An 18,414-nucleotide genomic window follows, 5' to 3' on the forward strand; every position below is an offset into this window, starting at 1 on the left:
GCGGTCAGCGCTGGGTGAGGACGGCGTACCCGAGCCCCGGGATGCCGAGCGGGGTCACGACGGCGTCGTGCGGCTCGCTGGGCACGCGCTCACCCACGAGGTACCGGCCCGAGTTGTCGATCACCACACGCCCCGAGGCGTTCAGGAGCGCCGCGCCGCCGGGGATGGTGCGCAGCGCAGGCATGATTGCGGTCTCGAGGTCACGGATGCGCATGTCGTACCCCACGACTGCGGCCAGCCTGCCCGCGACGGCGATCGGTGCGGTGTGCGTGAGGATGTACTCGTCCGAGCCGAGGTAGTCCACGTACGGGCCCCAGATGGTCTGCTGGCCGGTCGCGAGCGCCGTGGTGAAGAAGGGCAGCTTCTCGTAGTCGTAGTACCGGGGCCCCCCCGGGGTGAGGTCGAGGAGGAGCTTGGTCGGGCGCGAGTCCGGCTGGGCGACCCACCATTCCAGGACGCGTGCGCCGTCGGACACGACCTCCGGGGAGAAGACCGCGCCGGCGCTTATCGCGACCGGATGGCCGGAGAGGAACTCACCCGAGAGGCCCTCGAGCCCGGCCAGGTCCTTGGGCGTCACGGTGGCGCGGGCGCCGAGCCGCGCGGCGAGGTCCGCGGTGACGTCGCGGGCAAAACGGTCGACGTCCTCGCTCGCGCGGCCGAACCACTCGGCAATTCTGGCTACCCCGTCATGCGGCACGGCAGCGCGTGCGCTGGCCTGTGCCTCGCCGATCGCAGCGCTGTACTCGAGCGCAAGCTTGGTGTCGATGAGATGGTGCACCGCGCGCCGGATGTGGAGGCGCACGAGCCGCTGGGCTTCGTCGGGGCGGTCATCCGAGATGGCCCGCACGAGGGCCAGATGCTCGGCGGTTGCCTGTTCGGTGTCGAACGGCTGCGCCAGGGGCGCCCACACGAGTTGCACCGACTCGGCCTGGAGCCGGATCTCTGCCGAGGTCAGCCGCGGGGACTGGGCTGTGACGGCCAGCTCGATGTGGAACCGGCTGTCGGCCCGGGCCCTGCCGTCCGGGCTGTCGGCGAGCACGAGGGCGCGGCCCAGCTCGAGCAGGCGCTCGAGCTCGTGCGCCTCGGCGCGCTCGCAGGCAAGGCGGACCGTCTCGGCGGCCACGGCGGCCTGCTCGTCGCCGAAGTCGCGCAGGTCCGCGATCGAGGCACCGGCCAGGAGCCGGCGCATCTCGTCGGGCGACGTCGAGGGCTGCGCCACGATGAACGTGCCGCCGTTCCGCCCGCGGCGCGTCTCGACGATCCCCAGGTCGCGCAGCTCGGCGAGCGCATCACGCAACGTCGCGGCCGCGACCCCGAACTTCTCGGACAGCTCAGCCTCAGTCGGCAGGCGCTCGCCGACGCGCAGCATGCCGAGGGTGATCCCCTTCGAGATGCGCTCGACGATCGAGTCGGCGCGCTCCATCTCCGGCAGTGGCCGGTAGATCTGTGACTGGAAGGCGGTCGAAAGGGGCACGGTCCTGTTTCTGATCGGGGCGCTGCCCCTCGCGGGGCACGCCGGAAATAAATCCTCTAAACCTAGATTTTTACCTAGCGGGGCCCTAGGTTCAAGGGTATGAGCTACTACCGTACGACGTCCCCGGCCACCGGAGAGATCCTCGCCGAGTTCGAGGCCGCCACCGACGCCGAGATCCTGACCGCCGCCGACGCCGGCCAGGCCGCCTTCGAGAAGTGGAGCCTCACCGACGTGGCCGAGCGCAGTGCCGCGCTCCGCCGCGTCGCGGCGCTCTACCGCGAGCGCGCGGCCGAGCTGGCCCGCATCATCGCCCGGGAGATGGGCAAGCCCGTGCGGCAGGGCGAGGGCGAGGTGGCCCTCGTGGCCGACATCTACGACTACTACGCGGACAACGGCCCCGACTTCATGGCCGACGAGCACCTCACCGTGCGCGGCGGCGGGGAGGCGATCGTCCGCTCGGCGCCGGTCGGACTGCTTCTCGGGATCATGCCGTGGAACTACCCCTACTACCAGGTGGCCCGCTTCGCGGCCCCGAACCTCATGCTCGGCAACACGATCCTGCTCAAGCACGCGCGCAACTGCCCGGAGTCCGCGCTCGCCATGCAGGAGATCTTCGACGACGCCGGTCTCCCGCCGGGCGCGTACCAGAACCTCTTCGCGACCAATACCCAGATCGCGGACCTCCTCGCCGATCCCCGCGTCCAGGGAGTCTCCCTCACGGGCTCCGAGAGGGCGGGCTCGGCCGTCGCGGAGGTCGCGGGGCGGAACCTCAAGAAGTTCGTGCTCGAGCTCGGGGGCTCCGATCCGTTCATCGTCCTCGACGCCGCGGACCTCGACGCGACCGTCAAGGCCGCCGTCGCGGGGCGCATGGGCAACGCGGGCCAGGCCTGCACCGCCTCGAAGCGCTTCATCGTCGTCGAGGACCTCTACGACGCCTTCGTCGAGAAGTTCACCGCGATGATGGCCGCCATCGCCCCCGGCGACCCGCTCGACCCGGCCACACGTTTCGGTCCCGTGTCGTCGCGGGCCGCGGCCGAGGAACTCGTCGAGCAGGTGCAGGACGCCGTGGCGAAGGGGGCGGTACTGCGCACGGGCGGCTCGCTCCTCGACGGGCCGGGCGCCTTCCTCGAGCCCACGGTCCTGACTGACGTGACACCCGGCATGCGCGCGTTCGAGGAGGAGCTGTTCGGACCCGTCGCCGTGGTGTACAAGGTCCGGGACGCGGACGAGGCCGTCCAGCTGGCCAACTCGTCCCCCTACGGGCTCGGCGGCTCCGTGTTCAGCTCCGACGTGGCCGCGGCGAAGGCGGTCGCGGACCGGCTCGAGACGGGCATGGTCTTCATCAATGCCGTGGCAGATTCCCAGGAGGACCTGCCGTTCGGGGGCGTCAAGCGCTCCGGCGTGGGCCGCGAGCTGGGCAGGTTCGGCATGGAGGAGTTCGTCAACAAGAAGCTCATCCGCACCCCGCAAGGCTGATCTGCTCAGTCCCGAGCGGCCGCCGGTCCCCTGCCGTCCCGCCCCCAGCGCACGCCGGGCCCGCACCGCGAAGGTGCGGGCCCGGCGTCGTGCGTCAGGGTCTGCGTTTCAACCCTCAGGAAGGCTCAGCCTTTCCCCAGCCACGCGCACGCGGCGACCACGAGGGTGGCCGTGCCCGTGGTGAGCGTCGGCTGGATGACGGGCGCGAACATGGGCGAGTGGTTCGCCGGGAGTGAGCTGACGGCCCCGGCGGCCTCTGCGTCGGCGTAGACCTGCGGGTCCGTGCCTCCCACGCCCCAGTACGTGTACGGCGTGCCGAACGCGGTCGGGACGTCGCTGAAGTCCTCGCTCGCGGTCTGCCGCCCGTAGTCGCCCACGGTCCCGGCGGGGAAGAAGTCCTCGAACGCCGCCGTGACCTGCGCGGTGACGTCGGCGCTGTTGTCCGTGAGCGGGTAGCTGTTGTAGACCTCGAAGTCGGGCTCCTTCGGCGAGCCGGACGCCGCAGACTCCGCCTTCGCGATCCGCTGGATCGCCGCGAGGAGCTGGTCCCGGATGGCCTTGCTGTAGGTGCGGATGTTGAGCTCGAGGACGGCGTGGTCGTCGATGATGTTGCTCTTCGCGCCCACGGCGATCTTCCCCACCGTCAGGACGGCGAACTCGCCCGGCGGGACCTCGCGCGAGACCACGCCCTGCAGGCGCACCACGACCATCGAGGCCAGGACCGCGGGGTCGATCGAGAGGTGCGGCATCGACCCGTGGCTGCCCCGCCCGAAAAGCGTGATGCGGATGCTGTCCGCCATCGAGAGGAACGCGCCGGGGTGCGGGCCCACCGTCCCGGCCGGGTGCACGAGCACGTGCTGCGAGAGCGCGACGTCGGGCTTCTGGATGACGTTCGCCAGGCCGCCGTCGACCATGGTCCTCGCCCCGTCGCCGAGCTCTTCCGCAGGCTGGAACAGGGCGATCAGCGTGCCGGCCCAGGCGGCCCGCTGCTCAGAGAACAGCTTCGCCGCCCCGAGCAGGCTGCTCATGTGGAAGTCGTGCCCGCACGCGTGCATGACCGGCGTCTGGTTTCCGGCGGCGTCCGTCGAGACGGCGGTGCTCGCATAGTCGAGGCCGGTGGCCTCCTTGACGGGCAGCGCGTCCATGTCGGCGCGGAGCAGCACCGTGGGGCCGTCACCGTTCGCGAGGACGCCGACGACGCCGGTGCCGCCCACCTTGGTGTGGACCTCGAACCCGAACCCCGCGAGCTGCTCCGCGACGATCCCCGCGGTGCGCTCCTCCTGATGGCTCAGCTCGGGGTTGCGGTGGAAGTCCTTGTAGAGGGACTCCTGCCAGTCGGCGATAGCCTCCTGGCCGGACAGGATCTTGCGTGCGGATTCAGTGGATGCCATGGTCTTCCGTGCCCTTCCCTGATGACTGACGAGTGGTGGGTGCTGTGCCGGAGCCTACTTCTGCGCCTTCGCGGGCGCCTCGGCACGCTCCTTGCCCTTGGGCACGGTGACCATGATCGACACGATCGCGATGATCACCATGACGAGGTTGAAGATCAGCGCCATGACCGCAGCCTGGCGGATGGCCGTGTTGTCGGTGCGGCCCTGGTTGATGAGCACGTCGCCGAGGAACTGGGCCCCGGAGCTGCTGAATGCCGTGAAGATCGCGAGGGAGACGGCGGCACCGATGGCGCTGCCGAGCGACGAGGCCATCTTGTAGATGCCAGAGCCCGCTCCGGCCTGGTCTGCCGGGAGGTTGGCGAGCGCGGCGTCGGTGGATGGGGTCGCGTAGAACGCGAGGCCCAGGCCGAACAGGGCATAGGCGACGACGGAGAACCAGCGGTATTCGGAGAGCAGGAGGTTGGTGGGCATGAGCAGCAGGACCGCGATGCCCACGATCGCCGAGCCCCAGATCATGGGTTTGCGCGGGCCGAACCGCTGGAGCAGCTTCTCGCCGAAGCGGATGAAGGCGATGATGATGACCGCGTAGCCGATGGTGAGCAGGCCGGCGTCGGAGGCCTTCATGCCGCCCCCGATCTGGAGGAGCTGCTGGGTGACGATGAGCAGGCCGATCGTGCCGTTGAGGAGGAAGTTCGAGATGGTCGCGCCGGTGAACGTCCGGTTCTGGAAGAGCGCGAAGTCGATGAACGGCTTGGCGGCCCTCTTCTCGATGCGCACGAGGAAGTAGAGGCCCACGACGGCAATGACCAGCAGCCCGATGGTGACGGGGCTGCCCCAGCCGATCTTCGCGCCGAAGATGAGCACGATCATGAGGGCGAGCATCGAGACGACGAAGACGAGGACACCGGGCAGGTCGAAGCTGAACTTGCCCTGCTGCGCGACCTTGCTCTCGGGCGTGCCGCGCAGGAGGAGGATCGAGATGACCGAGATGACAATCGAGGCGATGAAGATCCAGCGCCAGCCCACGAGGGTTGCCATGTAGCCGCCGAAGATCGAGGCGAGCCCGGAGCCGCCCCACGAGCCGATGGACCACATCGACACCGCGCGCTGCCGGCCGGGGCCGTCCCAGTAGGTCTTCACGAGGGCCATGGTCGCCGGCATGATGCACGCGGCCGAGAGGCCCTGGATCGCGCGGCCGCCGAGCATGAGGGGCAGCGCGACGGGACCGGACGCAAGGACGATCATGAGCGAGCCGAGGATGCCGAAACCGTTGCCGATGATGCTGATGCGGACGCGTCCGATGCGGTCGGCGAGGCCGCCCGCGACCACGATGAACATGCCCGAGAACAGGGCGGTGATCGAGACCGCGAGGTTCATGGCATCGACGTTGACGAGGGGGTTGGCCCAGGTCTTCTTGATGGGGTCGGTGTAGGCACCGTTGACGTCGGCGAGGATATTGGGGGCGACCGTCCCCATGGTTCCGGCGAAGAGCCAGAAGGTGATGACGCCGAGGACGATGCCCAGGAGGAGCTTGTCGTTGCCCCGGAACGTGGTGGGGGTGGGGGCCGGGATTGTGCTTGCCATGACCATTCCTTTAGGAAAACCAGCATTGGCTATGTCGATATAACTATGGTGCGCCCAGTCTTGTTGTCGAAAAAGCTTTGTTGCCATCGTTTGCCATGTCTATTTAGACACATCGGTTCCTCTCATCAGGTCCGCAGCGCGAGCCACAGGTGCGCCGCGACGTCCGGGTCGTCGAGGTCGACGCCGAGCAGCTCGGCCGCGCGGGCGATCCGGTGGCGCACCGAGTTGCGGTGCACGCCCAGATCGCGCGCCGTCGCCTCCCACTGGCCCCTGTTCTTCAGGTACGCACGCACGGTGGGCAAGAGCTCGCCGCCCGCGGTCGCGAGCGAGGCGGCCCACTCGTCGCCCGGCAGCTCAAGGCCATGCCCCACGCGGACCACCCGGCCAGCGGGGGCCTGGGCGGCGGCGTCGGCCACTTGGCCCACCATCTCCCGCACGCGCCGCAGGGGCACCGGACCGCCCCACGCCCCGCGGAGGCCCGGCGCGAGACGCGGGCGTGGCGCATCGGTGGGCAGGAGCGCGTACAGGAGGCCGCCGAGCTCGAAGGACAGCGCGTCCGGGGGCAGGCCGGGATCACCCCGGCCCGGGCTCGCGTCCAGCACCGCGAGGTACACGGACTCGGGCAGCGCGGTGTGCATCTGGTCCCCGAGGAGGCGCGCGGCGTCGTCGTGCCCGGCGAGGACCAGGGCGACGAGCATGCCGTCGCTGCGGGAGCGCTCGTCCTCGGCGTGCCGCAGCGCGGCCGCCCGGTGCGCGAGCAGAGTCGACGCCGTGAGGAACAGGTGCCGCTCGGCCGGGGCGAGCTGGCCGCCGCGCCCCACGGCCAGGTACGCGCCGCTCGTGCCGCCGTCCGAGACGGGGTAGAGGGCCGCCGGCCCGGAGGCCAGGTGGACGTTGGCGGTCGCGCCGCGCCCGGCGGCCTGGAGGGCGCCGGCCTCTCGGTGTAGCTCGTCGAGCAGCCCCGGCGGCAGCGCGCCGGAGCCTCCGCCCGGGGCGCACGACGGCGTGCCCTCGCCCCCCGGGAGGTACGCCACCCAAGTGCCGAGAGCGTGGGCGAGCTCGCGGACGATGGCGGGCTCGGCGTCGTCCTTCGCGGCAGCCCGGGTGAGCGCGACCTGGAGTCCGAGCAGCGCGGTGAGCTCCGCCTCTCCCCCGCGGCGCACGAGCTCCCAGTACGCCCGCGAGACGGCGAGGAACGGCGACTCGCGCGGGACGGTCAGGAGCGGGAGCCCCGCCTCGACGCACGCCTCGCGGAGCTCGTCGGGGACCATGTCATGCCCCGAACCGAGGCCGAGGCCCAGGGCGGCCACCCGGCCCCCGACGAGCCTCGCCACGTAGGCGCGGGCGGCCTCGGCGCGCTCCGCCGGGCCTCCGTCGCGGCCAAGGATCTGCATCCCGACCGTGAGGAGCAGCTCGCCGCCGTCGAGGAACACGGTCGGGTCCTCGAGCTCGGAGACGTGCACGCCCGTGAGCTCGACCCGCGGGAGCGGGACGGGCCAGAAGGGGACGAGGTCGCCTTGGGCGGCGTCCGCGAGCTGCGCGAGCGTGATCACCAGTGGCCTCGGGCCGAGGTCGTCGAGGATTGTGCATTGAGTCCCATCGACGCCCATTATGGGCCAGATCATCCAAGGACGGGAGGGCCACACGACCCTACTGTGGTCTCAACCACATCACTTCACCTCCTGGGAGGACCCCATGACCGCCACGACCGACGCCGCCGCCGTCGCCCCTTCCGCCGATCCCACGGCCGTTCCCCAGCGCGCCCGCCGGCTCGCGACTTCACTGCCCGGGCCCCGCTCCCGCGAGCTCGAAGCCGAGCGCCGCCGCCACGTCACCGAGGGCTTCGGCGTGACGCTGCCGGTGTTCATCGACCGCGCCGAGGGCTCGCTGCTCGTGGACGTGGACGGCAACCGCATCATCGACTTCGCGTCCGGCATCGCCGTGACGAGCGTGGGCGCAGCGAACCCGCGCGTGGCCGAGCGCGCCGCGGCGCAGCTGGCCCGCTTCACGCACACGTGCTTCATGGTCACGGAGTACTCGTCGTTCACCGAGGTCTGCGCGTGGCTCAACGAGCACACGCCGGGTGACTTCGAGAAGCGCACGGCGCTGTTCTCGACCGGCGCGGAGGCCGTGGAGAACGCGGTCAAGATCGCCCGCTCCGCGACCCGCCGCCCCCACGTCCTCGTGTTCGACGACGCCTACCACGGCCGCACACAGCTCACCATGGCCATGACGGCCAAGGTGAACCCTTACCGGCTCAACTTCGGCCCGCTGCCGGGCTCGGTGTTCCGAGGCCCGACGGCGCCCGCGCACCTCGCGCCGGCCGATCCGGCTGGTTCCGCCGCCTTCGTCGCGGAGGCCCTCGCCGGCGTCGAGGCGGTCCTCGCCGAGGCCGGTCCCGAGACGTTCGCGGCCATGGTCATCGAGCCGATCCAGGGCGAGGGCGGGTTCGTGGTCCACGCTCCCGGCTTCCTCGCTGGACTGCGCGAGATCGCGACACGGCACGGGATCGTGCTCGTGATCGACGAGATCCAGGCCGGCATGGGACGCACCGGCGCCCTGTTCGCCTCCGAGCACGACGGCATTGCCGGGGACATCACCCTCTCGGCGAAGGCGCTCGGCGCGGGCCTGCCGCTCTCCGCGGTGACCGGCCGAGCCGAGCTCATGAACGCCGTCCACGCGGGTGGGCTCGGCGGCACGTACGCGGGCAACCCCGTAGCGTGCGAGGCCGCCCTCGCGGTGTTCGAACTTCTCGAGGACGGTTCGCTGCTCGCGGGGGCGCGAGCCGTCGAGAAGGCGGTGCGGGAGCGCTTCGAGCCGCTTCTCGCGCACGACGGCGCCGGGCGGACTCCCGCGGGGAGCGTCGCCTCGGGCAGCGTCCCTGCCAGCAGCGTCCCGGCCAGCAGCGTCCCGGCGGGCATCGTCTCCGTCCGGGGACGGGGCGCCATGATGGCCATCGAGTTCGGTGACGCCTCGGGCCCGCGTCCGGACATCGCGAAGGCCGCTGCCGCCGCCGCGAACGCCGCCGGCGTCCTCACCCTCACATGCGGCACCCACGGCAACGTCATCCGCCTGCTCCCGCCGCTTGTCATCGAGCCCGAGGTCCTCGAGGAGGGACTCGACGTGCTCGAGGCCGCCATCCGCGGGGCGCTCTCGTGAGCTCCTCGCGGGACACCAGGCCACGCGGCGGGGCGGCGGGCGGCGGGGCGGCGGCGGGCGGGGGGCCCACGGGCGGCGACCACGCGCCGTCGCCCGCCGCGAGCCCCGAGAACACCGCCACTTCTGGACAAAACCTCCGTCTACGGCAGGGGGTATTGTCCACAACGCGTGGCATTCCCGCCGGCACGGCCCCGCTCGAGGGGATCCTCGTGGCGGACTTCTCCCGCGTGCTCGCAGGGCCGCTGGCCTCGATGACGCTCGCGGACCTCGGGGCGCGGGTGGTGAAGGTCGAGCGGCCCGGCGCCGGGGACGACACGCGGCATTGGGGGCCACCGTTCTCTGCGACGGGGGCAACCTACTTCGAGAGCGTGAACCGGAACAAGGAGTCGGTCGAGCTGGACCTGGCCGACCCCGAGGACCTCGCGCTCGCACGGGAGCTCGCGCTGCGGGCGGACGTGCTTGTGGAGAACTTCAAGCCCGGCGGCCTCGAGAAGCTGGGCCTCGGGTACGAGGCGCTCGCGGCGGAGAACCCGGGGCTCGTGTACGCGTCGATTTCGGGGTTCGGATCCGCGGGCGGACGGGACCTGCCCGGGTACGACTTCATCGTCCAGGCCCTCGGCGGGCTCATGTCCATCACGGGCCACCCGGACACGGTGCCGGGCGGCGGACCGGTCAAGGCCGGCGTCGCGCTCGTGGACGTGCTCACAGCGAAAGACGCGACGATCGGCATCCTCGCAGCCCTCGCCGAGCGGGCCCGCACGGGCCGCGGTCGGCGAGTCGAGGTGAACCTGCTCTCCTCCTTGCAGGGGGCGCTGGCGAACCAGGCCCAGGCACACCTCGGCGCTGGGGTCACGCCGGGCCGGATGGGGAACGACCACCCCTCGATCGTGCCGTACCAGCTCCTCGCGACCGCCGACGCGCCGCTGGCCGTGGCCGCCGGGAACGACGGGCAGTTCGCCCGGCTGTGCGAAGCGATCGGCGCCCCCGAGCTGGCCGCGGACCCGCGGTTCGCCACGAACAAGGCGCGCGTGGCGCACCGGGCAGAGCTGGTCCCGCTGCTCGAGGCCGCGCTGGCCACCGCCAGCGCAGAGGTGTGGCAGGACAAGCTCACCGGACTCGGGATCCCGTGCGGCCGGGTCGCCGGGATCGGGGAGGGCATCAGCTACGCGGAGTCCCTCGGCCTCGAGCCGACCATCGAGGTCCGCGACCGCTCCGGGGCCGCGGTGGGCCGGCAGGTCCGCCACCCGATCACGTGGACCCCGCCGCTGCCGCCCCGCACCCAGGCCCCGCCCGCGCTGGGAGCCGACACGGCCGACGTCGTGCGCTGGCTCCGCGAGTAGCCGCACCGCCCGCTCCCCCACCACCCCTCCTGTGTTGCGGGGTCCCTGGCGGGGCGTTGCGGGGTCCCTGGTCACGACCAGCGACCCCGCAAGCGGCCGCCAAAGACCCCGCAACCAGCTGACAGAGACCCCACAACGTGAAAGGACCCACCGATGACTGCCACCGCTAGCCTTGCGGGCATGGACACTGCCGCAGGCACCAACAGCACCGACCGCACCCCCGACCCCGCGGACCTGATCTCGTTCGACTCCCTCCTCACGGACGAGGAGCTTGCCCTGCGCGACCGCGTCCGGGCATTCGTCACTGCCGAGATCAAGCCGAACATCGCCCGCTGGTACGAGGAGGCCCGCTTCCCGCTCGAGATCGTGCCGGAGATGGCGCGGCTCGGCCTGCTCGGCATGCACCTGAAGGGCTACGGCTGCGCTGGCCGCTCGGCGGTCGAGTACGGCCTGGCCGGTGCCGAGCTCGAGGCCGGCGACTCCGGCCTGCGCACCTTTGTCAGTGTGCAGGGCTCGCTCGCGATGTCCGCGATCTACAAGCACGGCTCCGAGGAGCAGAAGCAGGAATGGCTCCCGCAGATGGCGGCCGGGGAGGCGATCGGCTGCTTCGGCCTCACCGAGCCCACCGCAGGCTCCGACCCCGGGTCGATGACCACCTACGCCCGCCGCGACGGCACCGGGCCCACCGCGGACTGGATCCTCACCGGCAAGAAGCGCTGGATCGGCTTGGCCAACGTCGCCAAGGTCGCGGTCATCTGGGCGATGACCGACGACGGCGTGCGCGGCTTCGTCGTGCCCACAGCCACCCCGGGCTACACGGCCACCCCGATCGAGCCCAAGCTCTCCATGCGCGCGTCGATCCAGTGCGAGATCGAGCTCGACGAGGTCCGCCTCCCCCACGACGCCGTCCTGCCGAACGTCACCGGCCTCAAGGGTCCCTTCTCGTGCCTGAACGAGGCCCGCTACGGCATCATCTGGGGCTCCATGGGCGCCGCCCGGGACGCCTTCGAGGACGCCCTGGCCTACTCCAAGGAGCGCCTCCAGTTCGGCAGGCCGCTCGCCGGCTACCAGCTCACGCAGCAGAAGCTCGTGGACATGGCCCTGGAGATCAACAAGGGCTTCCTGCTCGCCCTGCACCTCGGACGGCTCAAGGACGCCGGGAAACTCCAGCACCACCAGATCTCCGTGGGCAAGCTCAACAACTGCCGTGAGGCCATCGAGATCGCCCGCGAGGCCCGCACCATCCTCGGGGGCAACGGCATCACTCTCGAGCACTCGCCCCTGCGCCACGCCAACAACCTCGAATCCGTGCGCACCTACGAGGGCACCGACGAGGTCCACACCCTCATCCTCGGCCAGAAGCTCACCGGAGAGGCGGCCTTCCGGTGACCGCGGCAGTAGAGACCGCGCACGACGGCGCTCTGGTCGCCCCAGGCGCGGACGCCCCCGTGGCGCTGCGCCTCCTCATCGGCGGCGAATGGGTGGCCGGCAGCGGCGCGCCGCTCGTCTCCCGTAACCCGGCCCGACCCCAGCAGGTGGTGGCGGAGGGCACCCAAGCCGTTCCGGCCGACGTCGTGCGTGCCATGAGCGCCGCCCGCGCCGCACAGCGCGAGTGGGGTCTCACGCCGATCCACGAGCGCGGCGCCGTCCTGGCCCGCGCGGCGGCCGCGCTCGAGGCTCGCGCGGACCAGTACGGACTCGAGCTGGCCCGCGAGGAGGGCAAGACCCTCGCCGAGGGCCGCGGCGAGGTGCTGCGCGCGGCGCAGATCCTGCGCTACTACGCCGGCGAGGGCGACCGCACGGCCGGGGAGCACTTCGCGTCCCCGCGCCGCGGCGAGCGGATCATCGTCACGCGCAAGCCGCTGGGGGTGGTGGGGATCGTGACCCCGTTCAACTTCCCCATCGCGATCCCGGCGTGGAAGATCGCCCCCGCGCTCGTATACGGGAACGCGGTGGTGTGGAAGCCGGCGTCGACCGTGCCGCTGCTCGCGATGCGGTTCGCGGAGGCCCTCGTGGAAGGCGGGCTGCCCGCCGGGGTGCTCAACCTGCTCATCGGCCCGGGCGCGCTCGGGACCGAGCTCGTGCGGCACGCGGACCTGGACGGGCTCTCCTTCACCGGCTCGACCGGCGTGGGCCGCACCCTCGCGGGGGAGGCCGCCTCGCGCGGCGTCCCGTTCCAGGGCGAAATGGGCGGGAAGAACGCGGCGATCGTGCTCGCGGACGCGGACCTGGACCTCGCCGCCGAGCAGGTCCTGTTCGGGGCCTTCCGCTCGACGGGGCAGAAGTGCACCGCGACGTCGCGGCTCGTGCTGGCCGACGAGATCGCGGACGAGTTCCTCGCCAAGCTTGCGCTGCGGCTCGACGCGTGGCGCGTGGGCGACCCCAGCGACCCCGGGACACACATGGGCCCGCTCGTGACCGAGGCGGCCGCGGCGGGCGTACGCGACGCCGTCGCCGCCGCAGAGGCCGACGGCGCCCGGGTGGCCTACCGGGGCCAGGCGCCCGCGGGCGGCGCCTTCCTCGAACCGACGGTCCTCGAGATCCCGGATGCTGATGCCTCCACCAACATCGCCTGGTGCGAGGAACTCTTCGGGCCGGTGCTCGCGGTGCGCCGCGCGGCGTCGACCGAGGAAGCGTTCGCCCTCGCGGAGGACTCGGAGTTCGGGCTGACCGCGGCCCTGTTCACGCGGGACATCGCCACCGCGCTCGACGCGGTGGACGCGCTCGACGTCGGCATCCTGCACGTCAACTCCGAATCCGCCGGCGCCGACCCGCACGTGCCGTTCGGCGGGGCGAAGAAGTCCGGCTACGGCCCCAAGGAGCAGGGCGCGGCCGCGAAGGAGTTCTTCACGCACACCACCACGGTGTACCTGCGGGGGTAACCCGGGCCGCGCCGTCGTCCTCCACCTCAGGCCCCCTCGGTGCGCCTCCGGCGGAGCACGACGGCGCGCCCCGCCAGCCCTATCGCGAACATCACCACGCCCGCGACGACGGACTGCCAGGGCAGGGTCGCGACGAGCGCGAGGCACCCGAGCGCGCCGAGGACGTTGAGCGCGCGCGGCCACCGCCTGTCCGCGGCGGGCTGGGTGAAGGCCGAGGCGTTCGCGACCGCGTAGTACACGAGCACCCCGAACGACGAGAAGCCGATGACCCCGCGCAGGTCTGTGGCCAGCAGGAGCACGCTCACGACGACGGCGAGGGCCATCTCGGCGTGGTGCGGCACCTTGTGCACGGGGTGGACGGCACCGAGCCAGGCGGGCAAGTCCCGCTCCCGCGCCATGGCCAGGCTCGTACGCCCGATCCCGGCGATGAGCGCCAGCAGCGCGCCGAGGCTCGCGACCGCGCCCCCGATCCGCACCACCGGTCCGAGCCCGTCGAGGCCGACAGCGTGCGCGGCGTCCGCGAGCGGCGCGGCGGACGCCGCGAGGCCGGCTGGCCCGGCGGCCGCCAGTGCTGTGACACCCACCGCCGCATAGACCACAACGGCGATGCCCAGCGCGAGCGGGATGGCCCGCGGGATGGTCGTGCGCGGGTTCCGGACCTCCTCGCCCATCGTCGCGATCCGCGCGTAGCCGGCGAAGGCGAAGAACAGCAGCCCGGCGGCCTGCAGGACCCCGTACACGCCGCCGGATCCCGCCGGCTCACCGGATGCGGAGGCGATAACCCCGAGGCCTGCGTGCCCGCTCGCCCAGAGGCCGATCACCAGCACGGCCAGTGCCGCGAGGGTGATCGTCACGAGGATCCGCGTCAGCTGCGCGGTGCGCGTCACGCCCCGATAGTTGAGCGCCGCGAGCGCGAGGACGGCGGCCACCGCCACGAGACGCTGGAGCCATTCCGCACCCGGCACCGCATAGCTGGCGAAGGTCAGCGCCATGGCCGCGCACGAGGCGGTCTTGCCGATCACAAACCCCCACCCGGCAGTGAACCCCCACCCGGGCCCGAGTCGCTCGCGCCCGTAGACGTACGTCCCGCCCGAGGTCGGGTAGGCGGCCGCGAGCTGCGCGGAGGCCACGGCGTTGCAGTAGGCCACGACGGCGGCGATCGCCAGGCCCAGGAGCAGCCACGACCCCGCGGCACGGGCAGCCGGCCCGAACGCCGCGAACACGCCGGCACCGATCATCGAGCCGAGGCCGATCACAACGGCGTCGGCGAGCCCGAGCCGCCGGTCAAGCTGGGGATGAGTCACAGTGCATGTATATCAACGCGGGATGGCAGCTCCGGCGCGCGCTTCCTCGATCTCCTTCCTCAGCGACAGGTACAGGTTCGCCACCACTGCCGCGTCGGTCAGGGGGCCGCCGAGCATCTCGCCCGCCTTCCGCAGCCTGTACCGCACGGTATTCCCGTGCACGTACAGCACGGCGGCGGTCTGTGCGACGTCCATGCCCAGCGCGAGGTACCGGACCACGGTCGCGAGCACGTCCGGATCGCGGCGCAGCGTGTCCCCGTACCGCGCCACCTTGTCCCTGTCCCGCTGCGAGCGGCGCCGCGCGAGCAGCCAGGAGGCGGGGTCGACGTCGTCGATCCTCACCTGCGCCCCGGTGACGCCGGGGCGGAGACGTTCGACGGCGATTTCTGCCGCCGCTTCCGCCTCGCCGAACGCGTCGGGAGCTGCGGAGAGGTCAGTGAACGGCTCGGAGAGGCCGAGCGCGGAGCCGTCCGACGCCGCCGCGACCCATGCTTCGAGCCCGGGAGCATCGGCGACGAGAGCCGTGAACCCCGGCGGGGCCGAGGGCGTGCGGGTGCTCTCCGCGAGCAGGAGCCCGAGCGTGTGCTGCTCGGCGCCCGAGAGGAGCCCCTGGACCGAGTCGCCGTCGAGGGCCCGGCCGTTCACGCTGCGGGCGAGGACGGCCCGCACGGGGAGGAAGGGCCTGAAGAGGAACGGCTCGAGCCGCTCCCAGTACCTCTGCTCGCGCCCGATCGGGATGCCGTCCTGGAGGTCCGTCAGGAGCTGGACGCCCTCGTGGCGTTGGCGGGAGACGGCGAGCCGATTGATCGCGTTGATCCCGCCGAGCAGGCGTTGGGTCGTCTCGAGGAGCACCGGGCCCAGATCGGCGACCGCCCCCGGGTTGCGGCTCGCGATGGCCACGACGTATGTGTTGCCGCGGAGGCCGACCGAACGGCCCATGACGGTCCACCGGCCGATCTCGAACGCCGGCCCCGACCAGCGGCGCTGCTGCAGCTCTGCCCAGATCAGCTGGAGCGGTCCCGCCCCGGTCGACTCGACCGTTCGCCCCGTCGGCCCGTAGAGGACGGCCGTGCCGCGGCACAGCGACGCGAGCCTCGCGATGAGCGCCCTGGTGGGCTCCTCGCTCGAGAGCGACTCGACCAGCTCGTTGGTCAGCCGCATGGCGCGTCGCAGCTGGTACGCCTCCGGGGCGCCCGCGGACGCGTTGATGAAGTTCTCCACCCGGTAGAAGGGCACCTCGGCGCCCACGGTGTAGAGCGGGAGGCCCGCCGCGCGGCACGCCGCCACGAGAGTGGCCGGCACGTGGGCGAAGTTGACCCCGGCACCGAAGAAGAGCGCGACGACGCGTGCCCGCCTCAGGCCCTCGACGAGCGCCTCCGCGAGGCGGCGGTCGGTCTCGTGCCCCACGAGCCGCAGCCCGGTGGTCAGCATGACCGACTCGGGCTCAAGCCAGCGGCCGGGGTCGTCGATCTCGCTCGAATGCGCGGAACGCACGGCGAGCGAGGTGTCGCCAGGGACGATCGCGGTGAGGTCCAGGTCCGCTTGCGCGACCACGTCCCCCAGGGTCACGGACGGTCGGGGAGCGTCGTCGGCCATGCTTCGGGTTCCCTTCGGGGCGTCCCGCAGGGTCCTTGTGAGAATCACAAGGAGGGACGCTTCGCTCTTCAATTCTGCCAGTGACAGAGGACACAGTCACAGCGGATTCTGGGATGCATCCCCTCTCCCCTTCTGGAGGAATTACAGATGACCAACGTACGAGTTGCCGTTGACGTCGGCGGAACGTTCACCGATGTCTGCATCTTCGACGAGACCACTCGGACCATGCGCGTCACCAAGGTCCCCTCCACGCCGGCAGACCCCATGGTCGCGGTCATGAACGGCGTGGCCCGGGCGGAGATCGATCTGGCGGATGTCTCGCTCTTCTCCCACGGGACGACCGTGGCAACGAACGCCCTCATCACGCGGAACTTCCCAGCGGCGGCGATGGTGACGACCCGCGGATTCCGGGACGTCATCGAGATCCGCGACGGCACCAAGGACGATCTCTGGGACGCATACAACGACGTGAGCGGTCCCTACATCCGCCGCCGCGACCGGTTCGAGGTGGCCGAGCGCGTCGACTACGAGGGCAAGGTGATCACGCCGCTCGACGAGGAGGAGGCCCGCGCGCTCGCGAGGCTCCTCCGGCGGAGGGGCGCCACGACGATCGCCGTCTGCTTCCTCAACTCCTACGCCAACCCGGCCAATGAGATCCGGATGCGCGAGATCCTCGAGGAGGAGCTGCCCGAGGCGACCGTGTCGACGTCGGCCGAGATCCTGCCCGAGATGTTCGAGCACGACCGCTTCAACACGGCGGTCTCCAACGCCGTGCTCGCGCCGCTCGTCACCGGCTACGTCGACCGGCTCTCCGAGCAGCTCGCCGAGGGCGGCTACGCCGGAGACCTCCTGCTCCTGCACTCGGGCGGCGGATCGATGACGCCGCGGATGGTCCGCAAGTACCCCGTCCGCCTCGCCGCCTCAGGGATCGCGGCAGGCGCCATCGCGGCCAAGCACATCGCCCAGCAGTGCGGGTACGACAACGCCGTGGGGCTCGACATGGGCGGGACCTCGACAGACATTGCGCTCGTCTCGGGCGGCGAGCTCCGCGTCACGAAGGAGTGGCAGGTCGAGTACGGCCACCCGATCGTCTTCCCGAGCATAGAGGTCCTCACCATCGGTGCCGGCGGAGGGTCCCTCGCCCACCTCGACATCGCCGGCTCGCTGCGCAACGGCCCCCAGTCCGCGGGCGCCGACCCGGGTCCGGCCTGCTACGGGATGGGCGGCGACCAGCCCACCAACTGCGACGCGAACGTTGCGCTCAACCGGCTGGGCATCACCCTCGCCGGTGGCGCGAAAACCCTGGACCGCGAGCTCTCGCGGCGGGCGATCCGCTCGGTCATCGCCGAGCCGCTCGCCCTGAGCGAGGAGGAGGCCGCGCACGCGATCCTGGCGGTCGCGAACGCGAACATGGCCGACGCCGTCCGGCTCATCTCGATCCGGCGCGGCTATGACCCCCGCGACTTCGCCCTCATCGCCTTCGGCGGGGCGGGCGCGCTCCACGGCGCCGAGGTGGCCCGGGAGCTGAACATCCCCACCGTCGTCGTGCCCCCGAGCCCGGGCGTCACGTCCGCGCTCGGCTGCCTCCTCGTGGACATCCGCCACGACCTCTCCACGATGTACACCGCGATGGCGGCCAGCGCCGACCCGGACGACCTCGAGTCGGCCTTCCGGGCCCTCGAGGGGGATGCCCGCGGGCGCCTCCGGCACGAGGGCGTCGCCGAGGAGGACGCCGTCCTGCAGCGGCTCATCTCGATGCGCTACCACGGCCAATGGCGGTCCCTCGCCGTGCCCATGGGGTCCGGCCCCGGCGCCCTCGAGGCCGCCGTCGAGACCTTCCACGAGCAGCACGAGCGCGAGTTCGCGTTCCGGCAGGACGATCAGCCGGTTGAGATCTACCAGCTCCAGCTCACGGCGGTCGGCAAGACGCCCAAGCCGAGCTTCCGGCCGGCCACCGAGCTCGTCCCGGATCCCGGCGCCCCGGCCTCCCGCCGGCCCGTCTACTTCGGCGCGGAGGGCTGGGTGGACACCCCGGTCTACGACCGCGCGGTGCTGCCCGCCGGCGCGACCTTCGCGGGCCCGGCCATCGTCGAACAGCTCGACTCCACCACGGTGGTTCCCCCGGGAACGGTCGCCGAGATCGACGAGTGGCTCAACATCCGCATCCACCTCAACACCAGCGGAATCAACCCCAGCCAGGAGGCCTGA

Annotated in this window: 12 protein-coding genes; 6 read left to right on the forward strand and 6 right to left on the reverse strand. The window is 71.8% G+C overall.

Annotated features, from left to right (window positions below; all coding sequences use genetic code 11):
* Window positions 1-4 precede the first annotated feature (4 nt).
* Window positions 5-1,474: an FCD domain-containing protein gene (locus tag SCMU_RS18065; RefSeq protein WP_229230470.1), complete on the reverse strand. Its 1,470-nt coding sequence runs from the start codon at window positions 1,472-1,474 to the stop codon at window positions 5-7.
* A gap of 99 nt (window positions 1,475-1,573) precedes the next feature.
* Between SCMU_RS18065 and SCMU_RS18070 the strand changes: the two genes are divergently transcribed.
* Window positions 1,574-2,950, forward strand: a complete 1,377-nt coding sequence (locus SCMU_RS18070) for an NAD-dependent succinate-semialdehyde dehydrogenase (RefSeq protein ID WP_229230471.1) — start codon at window positions 1,574-1,576, stop codon at window positions 2,948-2,950.
* 125 nt (window positions 2,951-3,075) lie between these two features.
* Here SCMU_RS18070 and SCMU_RS18075 read toward each other — a convergent pair whose 3' ends face one another.
* The 3 genes from SCMU_RS18075 to SCMU_RS18085 form a co-directional block, all read right to left on the reverse strand.
* Entirely contained in the window at window positions 3,076-4,341 is a 1,266-nt protein-coding gene (locus tag SCMU_RS18075; RefSeq protein ID WP_229230472.1) for an amidohydrolase, read from the reverse strand.
* Window positions 4,342-4,395: 54 nt separating this feature from the next.
* On the reverse strand, window positions 4,396-5,925 hold the full coding sequence (locus tag SCMU_RS18080; protein WP_229230473.1) for an MFS transporter: 1,530 nt from the start codon (window positions 5,923-5,925) through the stop codon (window positions 4,396-4,398).
* A gap of 125 nt (window positions 5,926-6,050) precedes the next feature.
* Complete coding sequence (locus tag SCMU_RS18085; RefSeq protein ID WP_229230474.1) at window positions 6,051-7,550, reverse strand: PucR family transcriptional regulator; 1,500 nt, start codon at window positions 7,548-7,550, stop codon at window positions 6,051-6,053.
* A gap of 70 nt (window positions 7,551-7,620) precedes the next feature.
* On the opposite strand from SCMU_RS18085, the gene SCMU_RS18090 reads away from it, so the two are divergent.
* From SCMU_RS18090 to SCMU_RS18105, 4 genes are all read left to right on the forward strand, one after another.
* Entirely contained in the window at window positions 7,621-9,084 is a 1,464-nt protein-coding gene (locus tag SCMU_RS18090) for an aminotransferase class III-fold pyridoxal phosphate-dependent enzyme (RefSeq protein WP_229230475.1), read from the forward strand.
* A gap of 155 nt (window positions 9,085-9,239) precedes the next feature.
* Complete coding sequence (locus SCMU_RS18095) at window positions 9,240-10,424, forward strand: CaiB/BaiF CoA transferase family protein (RefSeq protein WP_229230476.1); 1,185 nt, start codon at window positions 9,240-9,242, stop codon at window positions 10,422-10,424.
* 180 nt (window positions 10,425-10,604) lie between these two features.
* Complete coding sequence (locus SCMU_RS18100) at window positions 10,605-11,813, forward strand: acyl-CoA dehydrogenase family protein (protein WP_229233080.1); 1,209 nt, start codon at window positions 10,605-10,607, stop codon at window positions 11,811-11,813.
* On the forward strand, window positions 11,810-13,306 hold the full coding sequence (locus SCMU_RS18105; RefSeq protein WP_371829609.1) for an aldehyde dehydrogenase family protein: 1,497 nt from the start codon (window positions 11,810-11,812) through the stop codon (window positions 13,304-13,306). The genes SCMU_RS18100 and SCMU_RS18105 overlap by 4 nt, the downstream gene beginning before the upstream one ends.
* A 26-nt stretch (window positions 13,307-13,332) precedes the next feature.
* Here SCMU_RS18105 and SCMU_RS18110 read toward each other — a convergent pair whose 3' ends face one another.
* A complete protein-coding gene (locus SCMU_RS18110; protein ID WP_229233082.1) occupies window positions 13,333-14,544 on the reverse strand; it encodes an APC family permease in 1,212 nt (403 codons plus the stop codon).
* A 78-nt stretch (window positions 14,545-14,622) separates the two neighbouring features.
* Window positions 14,623-16,206: a PucR family transcriptional regulator gene (locus tag SCMU_RS18115; RefSeq protein WP_229230477.1), complete on the reverse strand. Its 1,584-nt coding sequence runs from the start codon at window positions 16,204-16,206 to the stop codon at window positions 14,623-14,625.
* A gap of 147 nt (window positions 16,207-16,353) precedes the next feature.
* Here SCMU_RS18115 and SCMU_RS18120 point away from each other — a divergent pair, with 147 nt between their 5' ends.
* Window positions 16,354-18,414: a hydantoinase/oxoprolinase family protein gene (locus tag SCMU_RS18120; RefSeq protein WP_229230478.1), complete on the forward strand. Its 2,061-nt coding sequence runs from the start codon at window positions 16,354-16,356 to the stop codon at window positions 18,412-18,414.

Origin of the sequence: Sinomonas cyclohexanicum (genome assembly GCF_020886775.1) — a bacterium.
GTDB lineage: Bacteria > Actinomycetota > Actinomycetes > Actinomycetales > Micrococcaceae > Sinomonas > Sinomonas cyclohexanicum.